The sequence below is a fragment of the Polaromonas sp. genome (assembly GCF_041689105.1).
Classification (GTDB): Bacteria; Pseudomonadota; Gammaproteobacteria; order Burkholderiales; family Burkholderiaceae_C; genus Polaromonas.
Genome location: NZ_JBDNGU010000073.1, coordinates 30,840 through 45,552, shown reverse-complemented (window position 1 = coordinate 45,552; position 14,713 = coordinate 30,840). Strand labels below are relative to the sequence as shown.

12 protein-coding genes are annotated in these 14,713 nt (G+C 60.7%); 10 read left to right on the top strand and 2 right to left on the bottom strand.

Annotated features, from left to right (window positions below; all coding sequences use genetic code 11):
- Window positions 1-39 precede the first annotated feature (39 nt).
- Window positions 40-1,566: a malonyl-CoA synthase gene (locus ACESMT_RS06965; RefSeq protein WP_372825839.1), complete on the top strand. Its 1,527-nt coding sequence runs from the start codon at window positions 40-42 to the stop codon at window positions 1,564-1,566.
- A gap of 51 nt (window positions 1,567-1,617) precedes the next feature.
- Here ACESMT_RS06965 and ACESMT_RS06960 read toward each other — a convergent pair whose 3' ends face one another.
- Complete coding sequence (locus ACESMT_RS06960) at window positions 1,618-3,756, bottom strand: acyl-CoA dehydrogenase (protein ID WP_372825838.1); 2,139 nt, start codon at window positions 3,754-3,756, stop codon at window positions 1,618-1,620.
- A 75-nt stretch (window positions 3,757-3,831) separates the two neighbouring features.
- Complete coding sequence (locus ACESMT_RS06955) at window positions 3,832-4,779, bottom strand: DMT family transporter (protein WP_372825837.1); 948 nt, start codon at window positions 4,777-4,779, stop codon at window positions 3,832-3,834.
- 143 nt (window positions 4,780-4,922) lie between these two features.
- Between ACESMT_RS06955 and ACESMT_RS06950 the strand changes: the two genes are divergently transcribed.
- From ACESMT_RS06950 to pheT, 9 genes are all read left to right on the top strand, one after another.
- A complete protein-coding gene (locus ACESMT_RS06950; protein ID WP_372825836.1) occupies window positions 4,923-5,354 on the top strand; it encodes a gamma-glutamylcyclotransferase in 432 nt (143 codons plus the stop codon).
- A gap of 361 nt (window positions 5,355-5,715) precedes the next feature.
- Window positions 5,716-7,035 carry an isocitrate lyase gene (aceA, locus tag ACESMT_RS06945; protein WP_372825835.1) on the top strand — a complete coding sequence of 440 codons (1,320 nt, stop codon included), beginning with the start codon at window positions 5,716-5,718 and terminating at the stop codon, window positions 7,033-7,035.
- Between the two features lie 346 nt (window positions 7,036-7,381).
- Window positions 7,382-9,289, top strand: a complete 1,908-nt coding sequence (gene thrS, locus ACESMT_RS06940) for a threonine--tRNA ligase (protein WP_372825834.1) — start codon at window positions 7,382-7,384, stop codon at window positions 9,287-9,289.
- 96 nt (window positions 9,290-9,385) lie between these two features.
- Complete coding sequence (gene infC, locus ACESMT_RS06935; RefSeq protein ID WP_372825857.1) at window positions 9,386-9,994, top strand: translation initiation factor IF-3; 609 nt, start codon at window positions 9,386-9,388, stop codon at window positions 9,992-9,994.
- Window positions 9,995-10,229: 235 nt separating this feature from the next.
- Window positions 10,230-10,433, top strand: coding sequence for a 50S ribosomal protein L35 (rpmI, locus tag ACESMT_RS06930; protein WP_188708569.1), 204 nt, complete (start codon window positions 10,230-10,232; stop codon window positions 10,431-10,433).
- A gap of 26 nt (window positions 10,434-10,459) precedes the next feature.
- Complete coding sequence (gene rplT / locus ACESMT_RS06925; RefSeq protein WP_296924172.1) at window positions 10,460-10,819, top strand: 50S ribosomal protein L20; 360 nt, start codon at window positions 10,460-10,462, stop codon at window positions 10,817-10,819.
- 146 nt (window positions 10,820-10,965) lie between these two features.
- Window positions 10,966-12,018, top strand: a complete 1,053-nt coding sequence (gene pheS, locus ACESMT_RS06920; RefSeq protein WP_372825833.1) for a phenylalanine--tRNA ligase subunit alpha — start codon at window positions 10,966-10,968, stop codon at window positions 12,016-12,018.
- Window positions 12,019-12,079: 61 nt separating this feature from the next.
- Entirely contained in the window at window positions 12,080-12,268 is a 189-nt protein-coding gene (locus ACESMT_RS06915; protein WP_372825832.1) for a hypothetical protein, read from the top strand.
- Between the two features lie 7 nt (window positions 12,269-12,275).
- A complete protein-coding gene (gene pheT, locus ACESMT_RS06910; protein ID WP_372825831.1) occupies window positions 12,276-14,702 on the top strand; it encodes a phenylalanine--tRNA ligase subunit beta in 2,427 nt (808 codons plus the stop codon).
- Window positions 14,703-14,713 lie beyond the last annotated feature (11 nt).

Here is a 14,713-nt window from a genome sequence, read left to right as displayed (position 1 = left end):
GCTCTGTCCCATCCGTATTTTGATTTTTCAGGTAACTCCATGACGACCAACAACAACCTGTTTGCCACCTTGCGCGCGGCTTTTCCGGACGACCTCGACACCATTGCGGTGGAGACCGACAACGGCCTGTATTACTCCTGGCGCGACCTGGAGCGCGGCACCGCCATGCTGGCCAACCTGCTGAAGTCGCTGCAGCTGCCCGAAGGGGCACGTATCGCCGTACAGGTTGAAAAATCGGTGGAGGCCATGATGCTGTACCTGGCCACACTGCGCGCCGGTTATGTTTTTTTGCCACTGAATACCGCCTACCAGAGCGTCGAGATGGCGTACTTCATTGACAACGCCGAACCCTCCGTCGTCGTGTGCAGTCGCAAAAACTTTGGTTGGGTCAGCAAGATTGCTTTCCAGCGAGGAACCTACAACGTCTTCAGCCTGGACGACAACCGCGTCGGCTCCTTGCTGGACCGCGCCGCCCAGTGCAGCGACCGGCATGGCGTTGTGGAGCGTCAGACCGATGACCTGGCGGCCATTTTGTACACCAGCGGCACCACCGGCCGCAGCAAGGGCGCGATGCTGTCGCACGGCAACCTGGCGGACAACGCGCGCGTGCTCAAGGACTACTGGGGCTGGAAGGCGGGCGACGTGCTGATCCATGCCTTGCCTATTTTTCATGTGCACGGCCTGTTCGTGGCCCTCCATGGCGCGTTGATCAACGGCAGCAAGATGATCTGGCTGTCGAAGTTTGACCCCGCGCTGGTCGTGAACAAGCTGCCCGAGGCCACCGTCTTCATGGGCGTGCCGACCTTGTATGTGCGCTTGCTGGCCGAGCCCGGCCTCAACCGCGAGGCCTGCCGCAACATGCGCCTGTTTGTAGCGGGCTCCGCGCCGCTGTTGATCGAGACCTTCAAGGCCTGGCAGGAACGCACGGGTCACACCATCCTGGAGCGCTACGGCATGTCCGAGACCGCCATGCTGACTTCCAACCCCTATGACGGCGAGCGCCGCGGCGGCACCGTCGGGTTTGCCTTGCCGGGTGTCAGCCTGCGCGTGCAGGGCGACGCTGGCCAGCCTTTGCTGGCTGGCGAAGTCGGCGGCATTGAGGTCAAGGGCCCCAACGTCTTCCAGGGTTACTGGCGCATGCCGGAAAGGACCAAAGAGGAGTTCGCACCCGACGGCTACTTCAAGACCGGCGACGTGGGAAAAATCGACGAACGTGGCTACATCCACATCGTTGGACGCAGCAAGGACCTGATCATCAGCGGTGGCTACAACGTTTATCCTGCCGAGATCGAAGGCTACATCAACGATATGCCCGGCGTGGTCGAAAGCGCGGTGATCGGCGTGCCGCATCCTGATTTTGGCGAGGTTGGTGTGGCCATCGTGATCGCCAAACCGGGCAACACGCTGGATGGCGATGCCATCCTGGGCGCGCTCAAGTCCGGTCTGGCCAACTACAAGATACCCAAGCGCTGTTTTGTGGTGGCCGAGTTGCCGCGCAACACCATGGGCAAGGTCCAGAAGAACCTGCTGCGCGAGCAGCACAAACAGCTGTTTCCTGCCGCTTGAAATGCCTCTGAAGTCCGTCTTGACTGCGTCCGGGCTGCGCCGGGTGGTGCGTCAGGGCGCAAAGTCGTCCACCTGGATCACCCGGTCGGCTGCGCGCAGGTAAGCCAGCGCCAGGGTGGGGTTGGACGCGGCCTGCGCGGCTTCCTCGAAAGAATGGGCGCGGCGAACAAGCTTGTTGAGTGCGGCGGTTTCGTCGTCGCCCAGTTGCTGCGCCAGGTCCAGCGCCTGCATCAGGTCCAGCATCCCCCCCTGCTTGGGCGCGCTGACATCGGGGCACAGGCGGTCCAGCAGGGCGCGCCGTGTGCGAAGCAAGGCTGCCAGTTCCAGCATCTGTACGTCCCGCAGGGGGGCCAGGTGGGCTGTGCGGCTGAGCACCAGGGCGCCGATCAGGCGACGACCCGGCGTCGGCAGGTTGGCGTACAGGTCGCGCAGCACCTCCTCGGCCGCGTCCAGTTGTACCCGGAGCGCCGCGCGCGCAAACGGCAGCATCTCACTGTCGGCCTCGACCGTGAAACGCCAGAAGCAGGCACTGGCCATGTACAGGTGGGCCAGGCAGTCGCCCAGCCGGGCGGACAACAGCTCCATGCGTTTGAGTTTGCCGCCCAGCATGCCCATGGCCAGGTCGCAGGTCAGGGCGTACTTGGCGGAAAGGCGTGCCAGCATGCGCGCTTCACCCAGCAGCGCCTCGGGGGGCGTGCCGGTCAGGGGTGCGCCGAACAGGCTGTGCCAGAAGTTACCGGCTGCGTGGCGCGCGTGGCCCAGCAGGGCGCGCCCCAGGGCTTCCTCGTCATGCTGCGCAACCGCCTGAATCTCCTGCATCACATAAGGGTGGCAACGCACAGCCCCCTGTCCGAAGATGATCAGCGACCGGGTCAGGATGTTGGCGCCCTCGACAGTGATGGCAATCGGCATGTGGCGGTAGGCCGATGCGAGCAGGTTGGATGGGCCATTCACGATGCCTTTTCCGCCCAGGATATCCATGGCATGGTTGATCGAACGGCGTCCCGCTTCCGTCAGCTGCACTTTCAGGATGGCGCTGGCCACGCTGGGCTGCTCGCCTTTGTCGAGGGCCGCCGCCGTGTATCGCCGCGCGGCGTCGGTGGCATACAGTTCGGCAGCCATGCCGGCAACGATGCCTCCGATGGCGTCGAACCGGCCAATGGGCAGGCCGAACTGCTCGCGCACCCGGCCATAACCCGTGACCACAAAAAGTGAGGCCTGCTGGGTTGCAGCCCCGAGTGCCGGCAGGGAAATGGCCCGCCCTGCGGCCAGACATTCCATCAGCATGCGCCATCCCTGGCCAACCTTTTCTTCGCCGCCGATGATCCATTCCATAGGTACAAACACGTCCTGGCCTTCAATCGGACCGTTCATGAAAGCGCTGTTCATGGGGTGGTGACGGCGACCGATCTGCATGCCGGGCTGGGGCACCGGGATCAGGGCGCAGGTAATCCCGAGTTCGCGTTGGCCCTCGGGGCGGGCCTCGTCAATCGCCTGAAAAGCCAACCCGACCACGGTGGCCACGGGGGCAAGCGTGATGTAGCGCTTGGAAAAAGTGATGCTGAAGCCGCGCACCCGCACACCGTCGATTTCGCGCTCGGTCAGCACGCCCCGGTCCGGCATGGACGCGGCGTCAGAGCCTGCGTAGGGAGAGGTCAGGCCAAAACACGGCAGGTCGGTACCGTCGGCAAGGCGGGGCAGGTAGTACTGCTGTTGCGGCTCGGTGCCGTATCGCAGCAGCAGCTCCGCCGGCCCCAGCGAGTTGGGCACCATCACCGTGACTGCGGCCGAGACGTTGACGGTCGCAATGCGCGTCACCACGGTGGCATGCGCGCAGTGGCTGAACCCCAGGCCGCCCCACTGCCTGGGAATGATCATTCCGAAAAAACGCCTGTCGCGCAGGAACTGCCAGACATCGGGCGGCAGGTCGCGCGCTTCGTCGATGACGAAATCGTCCAGCATGGCGCACAGGGTGCGAACCTCGTTGTCGAGGAAAGCCTGTTCGGCCGCGCTGAGCACGCCGGGTCCCATGCTGATCAGCGCATCAAAGTCTGGATGGCCGGCAAAAATCTGGCCCTCAAAGCCGACCGTACCGGCCTCCAGCGCAGCGCGTTCTGTTTCCCCCATCTGCGGCAGCGCTTTGGAGAAAGGGCCCATAGCCGCGCGTCCCAGAAATTTCGCAAGTCCCATGGACGGTCTCCAGTGGTGTTGGCTGTTCAGTCTATACCGCGCACCGGAGACGGCGGTGTAGTCCATGACCGGCAATCAAAGCGGCAGTACGTCGCCAGGCAGCTTTTCGCCATCGCGTTGCGGCAAGGTAGCCAGCAGCACGCCAAGCAGCGCCAAGGCGAATGCGGCGACCTGCACCCCGCCAAGTGTCTCGCCAAGAACGCCCACACCCACCGCAGCAGCGCTCACAGGCAACATGACCGTGAAGACGCCTGCCTGGCTGGCCGGCAGGCTCTTCAGGCCGGTCATCCACAACCAGACGGTCCAGACGCTGGCGGCCAGCGCATAAAACAGCAACAGCAGCCAGCTGCCTGGCGCGACGGCAGCAAAGTCAAAACGCCAGGCCATCCACAAGCCCATGGGCGTCACCAGCATAAAACCCCAGAGGTTGATCAGGGCGGTGATGCGTTTGGGGCCGAGTGCGCCGGTGAGCCGCTTGCCAATCACTGCGTACGCTGCTTCGCAGAACACCGCGCCCAGCAGCAGAAGGTTGCCCAGCCAGGCAGAGTTTGAAGCCAAATCAGCCTCCAGCCCTTGCGGTGCGGGCGCAAGAAGCTCTGTTTTTGATAGCGAGACCAGTGCGATGCCCAACACTGCGCAGGCCACCGCCAGCCAGATACGCGCCGTGATGCGCTCGCGCAGGAAGAGCCAGCTCAGCACCGCGACCACCGCAGGAATGGACGCCATGATGACGCCGGCCGACACCGCGCTGGTCAGGCTCACGCCATACAACATGCAGATCGAAAACAGGAAGTTGCCGAGAAACGATTCGAGAAACACCAGCTGCCGGGTCCGCCGCGTCAGGGGTGCTTCGTCGGCGGGTTTTTTCAGCCAGTGCAGCATGGCAGCGCCGCCTATGCCGAAACGCAGCCAGGCCAGCAGAAAGACCGGAAAAATCGCCACCAGCGGTTTGGACAGCGCGACATAACTGCCCACCAACGACATGCTGAGTGCGAGGCAGGCGTAAGCCACAATGCGGTTCATTCAACAAGGCTCTTTCTGAAGTTCGGATGCGGCTCTTGGGCGGTGCCTGCAACAATGAGCGGAAATCATGCCTGAGAACTTGTCTGCAAATAATTGCGACCCCCATGTCTTACGGACAAACTCACGGACAAGTTCTGAATTCCATGCCTGAACCAATTCCCGCTTCCGTTTTACGCCACGTTTTTGTCTACGGCACGCTGCGCCGGGAGGAGGTGCGCGACATCACACGACTGCACCCGCAGCCCCAACTTGTCGGCACGGCCAGCGTGGCCGGTGTGCTGTACGACCTGGGTCCCTATCCCGGGCTGGTGCTGGGTGGCGAGGGCCGGGTGCTTGGCGAGGTGTATGCCATCAGCGCCGAACTGGAGCAGCTCCTCGACGAGATCGAGGAGGTCTGGCCCCAGCAGAGCGGCGAGTACACCCGCCGCGAGGTGCCGGTACAGCTGGACGGCGGCAGCGCGCCTTCTTCGGCCGCCGGGCTGGTTTGTCTGGTCTATGAAATCAACCGTACCCGTGTCGCGGGCCAGCCGGTGATCACAAGTGGCGACTGGCGCCGCCGTGCGCCGCCCCGCTGAGTACGCCTGGCGCGCCCGGCATGGTCAATGACCGCTTGCCGCATTGCCAAAAAGGTCACCCGGAAGCGCTGTTTCTTCTTCGCATTCATATTTCACAATCCAGCAAACTGATTTCATATTGTAATAATTTGAAATGCTGCAGTGCGGAAAAATTTCTCAATACAAGAAATCGAATTTTGCATTACAGAAAAGTTCTCAAAGACTGTTGATTTTATTTATAAATATTTTTGTCTTATATAAGACATAAGAGCTTCACAAAGTCTTGTACAAGACTTAAAGTAAAGCCCAGAACAAACAACGCGGCAGACAGGAAAAATGCAGCGCGATTTGCCCCAATTTTTTCAACCTCTGGAGTGACCCCATGCCACAGACCCTCACCGAACAACTGAGCCGCGAACAGCAAATTGCCGCCCTCGAAAAAGACTGGGCAACCAACCCGCGCTGGAAAGGCATCAAGCGCGGCTACAGCGCCGCCGACGTCGTGCGCCTGCGCGGCTCCTTCCCGATCGAACACACGCTGGCCCGCCGCGGTGCCGAAAAGCTCTGGGACCTCCTGCACAACGAGCCCTACGTCAATTGCCTGGGCGCCTTGACCGGCGGCCAGGCCATGCAGCAGGTCAAGGCCGGCGTCAAAGCCATTTACCTGTCGGGCTGGCAAGTGGCTGCCGACAACAACAGCTACTCCGCGATGTACCCTGACCAGTCGCTGTACCCGGTGGACTCGGTGCCCAAGGTCGTTGAAACCATCAACAACACCTTCCGCCGCGCCGACGAGATCCAGCACTCCAAAGGCATTGACGCAGGCGACAAGGGTTACATCGACTACTTCGCACCTATCGTGGCGGATGCAGAAGCCGGTTTTGGCGGTGTGCTCAATGCTTTCGAGCTGATGAAAGCCATGACCAAGTCCGGCGCCGGTGGCGTGCACTGGGAAGACCAGCTTGCCTCCGTGAAGAAATGCGGCCACATGGGCGGCAAGGTGTTGCTGCCAACCCGCGAGTCCTGCCAGAAGCTGATCGCAGCCCGCATGGCGGCCGACGTGTGCGGCGTGCCCACGCTGGTGATTGCCCGCACCGACGCGGAAGCCGCCGACCTGCTGACCTCCGACTACGACGAGATCGACAAGCCTTTCCTGACCGGCGAACGCACGGCTGAAGGTTTCTACAAGACCCGCAAGGGCCTGGATCAGGCCGTGTCGCGCGCCAACGCCTATGCGGACTACGCCGACCTGGTGTGGTGCGAGACCGGTACCCCCGACCTCGACTTCGCGAAGAAATTCGCCGACGCCGTGCACAAGGTTCACCCCGGCAAGATGCTGGCCTACAACTGCTCGCCATCTTTCAACTGGAAGAAAAACCTGGACGACGCGACCATCGCCAAGTTCCAGCGCGAACTCGGCGCCATGGGCTACAAGTACCAGTTCATCACGCTCGCCGGCATCCACTCCATGTGGTACAACATGTATGACCTGTCGCAGGACTACGTCAAGCGCGGCATGACGGCGTACATCGAGAAGGTGCAGGAGCCCGAGTTCGCAGCACGTGACCGCGGCTACACCTTTGTGTCGCACCAGCAGGAAGTTGGCACCGGTTACTTCGACGAAGTGACCACAGCCATCCAGGGCGGCAAGTCCAGCGTGACTGCGTTGACCGGCTCGACCGAAGAAGAGCAGTTCCACTGAGCTGACCTTGACTGAACAGCGCCACCCTCGGGTGGCTGCAGCCCGGACGGTGCTTCATGTGCTGCCCGGGCTTTTTCATTGGGATGGCGTGGCGCATGGCGCCTCCCGAGCGTCCGGCCGAAGCTGCCGTAAAATAGAGCGATGCAACCAATCAAGCTGAAAACAGGAAGGATCGCGCGGGTTATGACACCGCGAACTACGACCACGCCTCCAGTTTGGAGTCATCCGGGGCGATAGCCGCGTCCCCATGTGATTTGTAGCTACCGAATAGATAGCAAGCCTCCATCGCTAACCCTTCTCAAGCGCGGCAGTTACCGCGCTTTTCCATTTTCAGAGCCTGACCACCATGATCAAAATTACGCTGCCTGATGCCTCGATTCGTGAATTTTCCGAAGCCGTGACAGTGGCCGATGTCGCCGCCTCCATCGGCGCCGGCCTGGCCAAGGCTGCGCTCGGTGGCAAAGTGGGTGGCAAGGTGGTCGATACCAGCTACCTGATCACCGCCGACAGCCCGCTGGCCATCATCACCGCCAAGGACCCGGAAGGCCTGGACGTGATCCGTCATTCGACGGCCCATCTGCTGGCTTATGCAGTCAAGGAGTTGTTTCCGGATGCACAGGTGACCATTGGCCCGGTGATCGAGAACGGCTTTTTCTACGATTTTTCGTACAAGCGGCCGTTCACCCCAGAAGACCTGACGGCTATCGAGAAAAAAATGACCGAGCTTGCCGCCAAAGACGAGCCGGTGACGCGCCGTGTATTGTCGCGCGACGAAGCCGTGGCCCACTTCAAGGCCCAGGGCGAGCACTACAAAGCGGAAATCATTGCCAGTATCCCTGCCAACGAAGACGTATCGCTGTACCGTGAAGGCAAGTTTGAGGATTTGTGCCGCGGCCCGCACGTGCCCAGCACCGGCAAACTGAAGTTCTTCAAGCTCATGAAGCTGGCCGGTGCTTACTGGCGCGGCGACCATAACAACGAAATGCTGCAGCGCATCTACGGCACGGCCTGGGCCACCAAGGACGAGCTGCAGCAGTACCTGACCATGCTCGAGGAAGCGGAAAAACGCGACCACCGCAAGCCCGGCCGCGAGCTCGACCTGTTTCATATTGACGAGCATGCGCCTGGCCTGGTGTTCTGGCACCCCAAGGGCTGGACGGTGTGGCAGGGTGTCGAGCAGTACATGCGCAAGGTGTACCAGGACAACGGCTACCAGGAGGTCAAGGGTCCGCAGATCCTCGACAAGACGCTGTGGGAAAAAACCGGCCATTGGGACAAGTACCGCGACAACATGTTCACGACCGAATCGGAAAAGCGTGAATACGCGCTCAAGCCGATGAATTGCCCGGGTCATATCCTGATCTTCAAGCAGGGCATCAAAAGTTACCGCGACCTGCCGCTGCGCTACGGCGAGTTTGGCCAGTGTCACCGCAACGAGCCATCGGGCGGCCTGCATGGCATCATGCGCGTGCGCGGCTTCACGCAGGACGACGGCCATATTTTCTGCACCGAAGAGCAGATATTGAAGGAGTGCGTGGACTACACGACCCTGCTGCAAAAGGTTTACACCGACTTCGGTTTCAAGAACATCATCTACAAGGTGGCCACGCGGCCCGAAGCGCGCATTGGCTCCGACGAAAGCTGGGACAAGGCCGAGCACGCGCTGATGGAGAGCCTGCGTGCCTCGGGCTGCGAATTCGAGATTGCACCCGGCGATGGCGCTTTTTATGGCCCGAAGATTGAATACACACTGAAAGATGCGATTGGCCGCCAGTGGCAGTGCGGCACCATGCAGGTCGATTTTTCGATGCCGGAGCGCCTGGATGCAGAGTATGTGGGCGAAGACGGTGCCCGCCACCGCCCTGTGATGCTGCACCGGGCCATTGTGGGTAGCCTGGAGCGATTCATCGGAATTTTGATCGAGGAACACGCTGGTGCGCTACCGACCTGGCTGGCGCCGGTACAGGTTTCGGTGCTGAATATCACCGATGCACAGGCCGATTACTGTCGTGAAATAGCTAAAACGCTTCAAAATCAAGGGCTTAGGGTCAACGTTGACCTGCGCAACGAGAAAATTACGTATAAAATACGGGAGCACTCAATGCAAAAGCTGCCTTACATCCTGGTCGTGGGCGACAAGGAGAAGGAAGCCGGAGCGGTTGCCGTGCGCGCCCGGGGTAACAAAGACCTTGGCGTCATGTCACTCGAAGCCTTCGCGCAAACGATTGCCTCTGACATTACCCAAAAAGCCTGATGATTGACTTCTTTGTGGGTCAGTTAGGCTATTCGTCCTTGCGGGACGGGCGCGAGTAGCTATAGCTTTTATAGCAAACATTAAAGGATTTGAACCATCGCTACTGAATTTCGTGACCGCCGTCACCGTGAAGAACGCAAGCACCGCTTGAACCGTGAAATCATGGCCCCTGAAGTACGCCTGACAGGGCCCGACAATGAGCCTTTGGGCGTTGTCAGCATCATGGAGGCCCTGCGCCTTGCAGGTGAGGCGGACGTTGATCTTGTTGAAATCTCCCCTACGGCGGTCCCGCCCGTGTGCAGGTTGATGGATTACGGCAAGTTCAAGTACGCCGAGCAGAAAAAAGCGGCTGAAGCGAAATCCAAGCAGAAGGTCATTGAGGTCAAGGAAATCAAGTTCCGGCCTGGTACCGACGATGGGGACTACAACATCAAATTGCGCAATATCAAGCGCTTTTTGGAAGAGGGCGACAAGTGCAAGATTACCCTGCGCTTTCGCGGTCGCGAAATCACGCACCAGGAATTGGGTTTGGCCCTGCTGGCGCGTATCCGCGACGAGTTGGCTGATTTGATTGTGGTTGAGCAGTTTCCCAAGCTCGAAGGCCGGCAAATGGTCATGATGATCGCGCCGGGCAAGAAAAAGGCGGCTGCCAAGCCCGCAGCGGCGCCCGCGGAAGCGGCGCCGGCTGCATCGACGAACGCCTGAAGGGTTTGCCGCAAGAAATGAGTTGAATCTGCAGGTGTGGTTACCGGCAGGTTCGTCAGGGGGATGCGAGAGCATGTCCCGTGAGAGCAGTTAAAGCTGCTTTCCAAAATGTGGCGATTTAAAACTCGCCACGATAAGTGGTGAAGTTAAATTCGCCGCTACAAGTGGCTCGGGGCCATCAAGTCTGCGGAAGGTTCGCAGCGCCTCACGAGCACAAATGAAAAGGAGCATTTCAATGCCCAAAATGAAAACCAAAAGCGGCGCCAAAAAGCGTTTCCGTGTTCGTCCTGGTGGCACCGTCAAGCGCGGCCAAGCCTTCAAACGTCACATTCTGACCAAGAAGACCACCAAAAACAAACGTCATCTGCGCGGCTCAGTCGCTGTCCATGAGACCAATATGGGTCACATGGCGCAGATGCTGCCCGGCATGGGCATTTAATTTAACGACGAACAAGGAGTACTCACATGCCTCGCGTCAAACGTGGTGTAACGGCTCGCGCCCGCCACAAAAAAGTTCTCGCCCTTGCAAAAGGTTTCCGCGGCCGCCGCGGCAATGTCTTCCGGGTCGCCAAAGAAGCGGTGATGAAGGCCGGGCAGTATGCCTACCGTGACCGCCGCACCAAAAAGCGCGTATTCCGCCGCCTCTGGATTGCGCGTATCAATGCCGCCAGCCGTTCGTTCGGCATGACTTACAGCCAGTTTGCCAACGGCCTGAAAAAAGCCGGTATCGAGATCGACCGCAAGGTACTCTCGGACATGGCCATTCATGACAGCGCCGCTTTTGGTGCCATCGTGGAACAGGTCAAAGCCAAGCTTGCTGCTTGATTTTGAAGGGTAGTCAGCTATTTAATTGATAGCTGACTGCGCACAAAAGACGGGGGCTGGAGCTTGAAAAGGCTCTGGCCCTTTTTCGTTGACCGGGCTGTGGACGAAAGCCGCAGTCCGGTGGGCCCGTTACTGACAAGAAATTTATGAACGAACTCGATGCTCTGGTGGACTCGGCAAAAACCGGCTTTGCGCAGGCGGTCACGCCTGCCGACCTGGAGAACGCCAAGGCACAGTTTCTGGGCAAGGCCGGGCGCATCACGGAGCTGATGAAAAGCCTGGCCGCCTTGCCAGTCGAAGAGAAAAAATCGCGCGGTGCGGCGATCAACCTGGCCAAGCAGGCCATTGAGGCCGCTTTGACTGCACGGCGCCAGGAATTGGCCGATGCGGAGTTGCAGATGCAACTTAAAGCCGAAGCACTCGATGTGAGCCTGCCGGGCCGCAACCGGCCCCAGGGTGGCCTGCACCCGGTATCGCTGACGCTGGAGCGCATCGAGGCGATTTTCGGTTCCATGGGTTTTGACGTGGCGCAAGGCCCCGAGATCGAGACCGACTGGTTCAACTTCACTGCGCTGAACACGCCCGAGGACCATCCGGCGCGTTCCATGCACGACACCTTTTATGTCGAGGGCGGTACCGAAACTGCCCCCAACCTGCTGCGCACCCACACCAGCCCGATGCAGATCCGCTATGCCGTGCAGCATGTCAAAAAGCACCGCACCCTGATTGATGCCGGCGGCGTGATGCCCGAGATTCGCGTGATAGCGCCGGGCCGGACCTACCGTGTGGACAGCGACGCCACGCACTCGCCGATGTTCCACCAGTGCGAAGGCCTGTGGATAGGCGAGAACGTCAGCTTCAAGGACCTGAAGGTGGTGTTCACCGATTTCTGCCGGACCTTTTTCGAAAGCGACGATCTGGTGCTGCGTTTTCGCCCCAGCTTTTTCCCGTTCACCGAACCCAGTGCCGAGATCGACATCCAGTTCCAGGCTGGGCCGCTGGCTGGCCGCTGGCTGGAAGTGGCAGGGTCCGGCCAGGTACACCCCAACGTGGTTCGCAACATGGGCCTGGACCCCGAGAAGTACATTGGCTTTGCATTCGGCATGGGGCCGGACCGGCTGACCATGCTGCGCTACGGCGTCAATGACTTGCGGCTGTTTTTTGACGGCGACCTGCGTTTTCTGTCGCAGTTCCAGTAACCCACCAGGCTCCTAAACCTAAAAACGGCAGTTGACCGCTTACTTCAGGAACTCAGGCCGCATGAGCACACACTTTTCTGGCTATGAAGGGCATCACCATTTGGGTGAGAGCGCTACGCACCCGATTGCACCGCCCTGGCGCGGCCTGGAGGCGTTGCTCGTCCTTGCAGGCATCAGCCTGCCGCGTCCTCTCGCCTACCCAGCCCACCCCATGACGGCCCACTCGGGCGCGTCCAACCGCCGTTTCTAGGTTAAACATGCAATTTCCCGAATCCTGGTTGCGCGAATTCTGCAACCCCGCACTGAGCACCGAGGCCCTGGCCGAAACCCTGACCATGGCGGGGCTGGAGGTCGAAGAACTCAAACCGGTGGCACCTCCCTTCACCAAAATTGTCGTTGGTGAAATCAAGGAAACCGTGCAACACCCCGATGCTGATCGCCTGCGCGTCTGCCAGGTGGATGTGGGGCAGGGCGCCCTGCTCAACATCGTCTGCGGCGCGCCCAATGCGCGCGTCGGCATCAAGGTGCCTTGCGCGCTGGTCGGCGCCGAATTGCCGCCTGGCGAAGATGGCAAACCCTTTCTGATCAAGGTCGGCAAGTTGCGCGGCGTTGAAAGCCAGGGCATGCTCTGCTCAGCCCGCGAACTCAAACTGTCGGACGACCACGGCGGCCTGCTTGAGTTGGCATCCGATGCCGTCGTCGGCCAGGACATCCGTGAGCACCTGCATCTTGATGACACCTTGTTCACCCTCAAGCTGACGCCCAACCTGGCGCATTGCCTGAGTGTGTATGGCGTGGCTCGTGAAGTGGCAGCCTTGACGGGTGCACCGCTCAATGCACCGTCTTTTCCGTCTGTCGGTGTGTCCGATACGGGCAGCTTGCCCGTCACCATCAGCGCCACTGATTTATGCGGGCGTTTCTCCGGGCGTGTCGTGCGCAAGGTCAACACCCGCGCTGCCACACCGCCGTGGATGGTGGACCGGCTCGCGCGTTGCGGCCAGCGTAGCGTGACCGCGCTGGTGGACATCTCCAACTACGTCATGTTTGAACTGGGCCGCCCGTCACACATTTTTGACCTCGACAAGATTCACGGCGGGCTGGACGTTCGCTGGGGCAAAGCTGGTGAGTCGCTCAAGCTGCTCAACGGCAGCACGGTGACCGTGGATGAAAAAATCGGCGTCATCGCCGACGATCAGCAGGTGGAGTCCCTGGCCGGCATCATGGGCGGCGACGCCACGGCCGTGTCGAACGACACCCAGAACATCTATGTCGAGGCGGCCTTCTGGTGGCCCAAAGCAATTGCCGGGCGCTCGCGCCGCTACAATTTTTCCACCGATGCCGGCCACCGCTTCGAGCGCGGTGTCGATCCAGGCCTGACGGTCGAACACATCGAACGCATCACGCAGCTGATTCTCGACATCTGCGGTACGCCGGATACCGCCTGCGGACCTATTGACGATGTGCAGGCCAATATGCCCGAAGCTCGTCCCGTCACCTTGCGGGTTGCGCGCGCCGCCAAGGTCATCGGCATGCCCCTGACGCAGGCGCAATGTGCCCAGGCCTTGCGGCGCCTGGGCCTGCCCGTGGTGGAAGGCGAAGGCACGCTGACGGTCACACCGCCCAGCTACCGGTTCGACCTGCAGATCGAGGAAGACCTGATCGAGGAAGTGGTGCGCATGGTGGGCTACCAGCAGTTGCCGGCGACCCCTCCGCTGGCGCCCATTACTGCGCGGATACGCCCGGAAGCCGCGCGCAGCCCTTTTGCAGTCCGGCGTGCGATGGCAGCACTCGGTTACCAGGAAACCATCAACTTCAGCTTTGTCGAAGAGCGCTGGGAGCACGAGCTTGCCGGCAATCCCAATCCCATCAAGCTGCTCAATCCGATTGCCAGCCAGATGAGCGTGATGCGTTCGTCCTTGCTGGGATCGCTGCTGCAGGTGCTCAAGTTCAACCTGGACCGCAAGGCCAGCCGCGTCAACGTCTTTGAACTGGGACGTGTGTTCTTGCGCGACCCCGCCAGCCAGAACACCGATACCACGGTAGCCGGTTTTGACCAGCCGATGCGGGTGGCAGGCCTGGCTTACGGCCCACGGGAGAGTTTGCAGTGGAGTCAGCCTGATAAGGGCGTGGATTTTTTTGATGTCAAGGGCGATGTGCAGGTCTTGCTGGCACCGCTGCAGGCCGTATTTGCGCCGGCCAGTCATCCAGCCATGCATCCCGGGCGCTGCGCCAGTATTGCGGTCAACGGCAGGGCTGTCGGCTTCGTTGGCGAGTTGCACCCGCAGTGGCGCCAAGGGTACGAGCTGCCCGGCGCACCCATTCTGTTTGAACTCGACCTGGACGCCTTGCTGCAGCGGCCAGTCCCCCTGTTCCAGCCGGTGAGCAAACTGCAGCCGGTCGAGCGTGATATCGCCGTGATCGTGGCCGAAGCGGTGACGCATGCGGCGCTGATGGCAGGCATCCATGGAGCCGATACGGGTGGATTGCTGAAATCCGCCACGCTGTTCGATGTCTACAAACCGCAACAAGGCAATGCCGCTCTGCAGGTGGGCGAAAAAAGCCTGGCGGTGCGCTTGGTGCTTGGCAGCGGCGACGCTACACTGACCGACGAACAAATCGAAGCGGCCATCCATTCGGTGCTTGGCAATCTACAGACCCGGGTGCAGGCGCGTTTGCGTGCCTGAGCTTTCCAACA

Excerpts from the sequence above, each read along its gene's own strand:
- ACESMT_RS06950 (WP_372825836.1), top strand. The coding sequence starts at position 4,923 with ATGCCTGAACCAATTCCCGCTTCCGTTTTACGCCACGTTTTTGTCTAC.
- rpmI (WP_188708569.1), top strand. The coding sequence starts at position 10,230 with ATGCCCAAAATGAAAACCAAAAGCGGCGCCAAAAAGCGTTTCCGTGTT.
- pheS (WP_372825833.1), top strand. The coding sequence starts at position 10,966 with ATGAACGAACTCGATGCTCTGGTGGACTCGGCAAAAACCGGCTTTGCG.
- ACESMT_RS06965 (WP_372825839.1), top strand. The coding sequence starts at position 40 with ATGACGACCAACAACAACCTGTTTGCCACCTTGCGCGCGGCTTTTCCG.
- pheT (WP_372825831.1), top strand. The coding sequence starts at position 12,276 with ATGCAATTTCCCGAATCCTGGTTGCGCGAATTCTGCAACCCCGCACTG.
- ACESMT_RS06960 (WP_372825838.1), bottom strand. The coding sequence starts at position 3,756 with ATGGGACTTGCGAAATTTCTGGGACGCGCGGCTATGGGCCCTTTCTCC.
- ACESMT_RS06955 (WP_372825837.1), bottom strand. The coding sequence starts at position 4,779 with ATGAACCGCATTGTGGCTTACGCCTGCCTCGCACTCAGCATGTCGTTG.
- rplT (WP_296924172.1), top strand. The coding sequence starts at position 10,460 with ATGCCTCGCGTCAAACGTGGTGTAACGGCTCGCGCCCGCCACAAAAAA.
- aceA (WP_372825835.1), top strand. The coding sequence starts at position 5,716 with ATGCCACAGACCCTCACCGAACAACTGAGCCGCGAACAGCAAATTGCC.
- thrS (WP_372825834.1), top strand. The coding sequence starts at position 7,382 with ATGATCAAAATTACGCTGCCTGATGCCTCGATTCGTGAATTTTCCGAA.
- ACESMT_RS06915 (WP_372825832.1), top strand. The coding sequence starts at position 12,080 with ATGAGCACACACTTTTCTGGCTATGAAGGGCATCACCATTTGGGTGAG.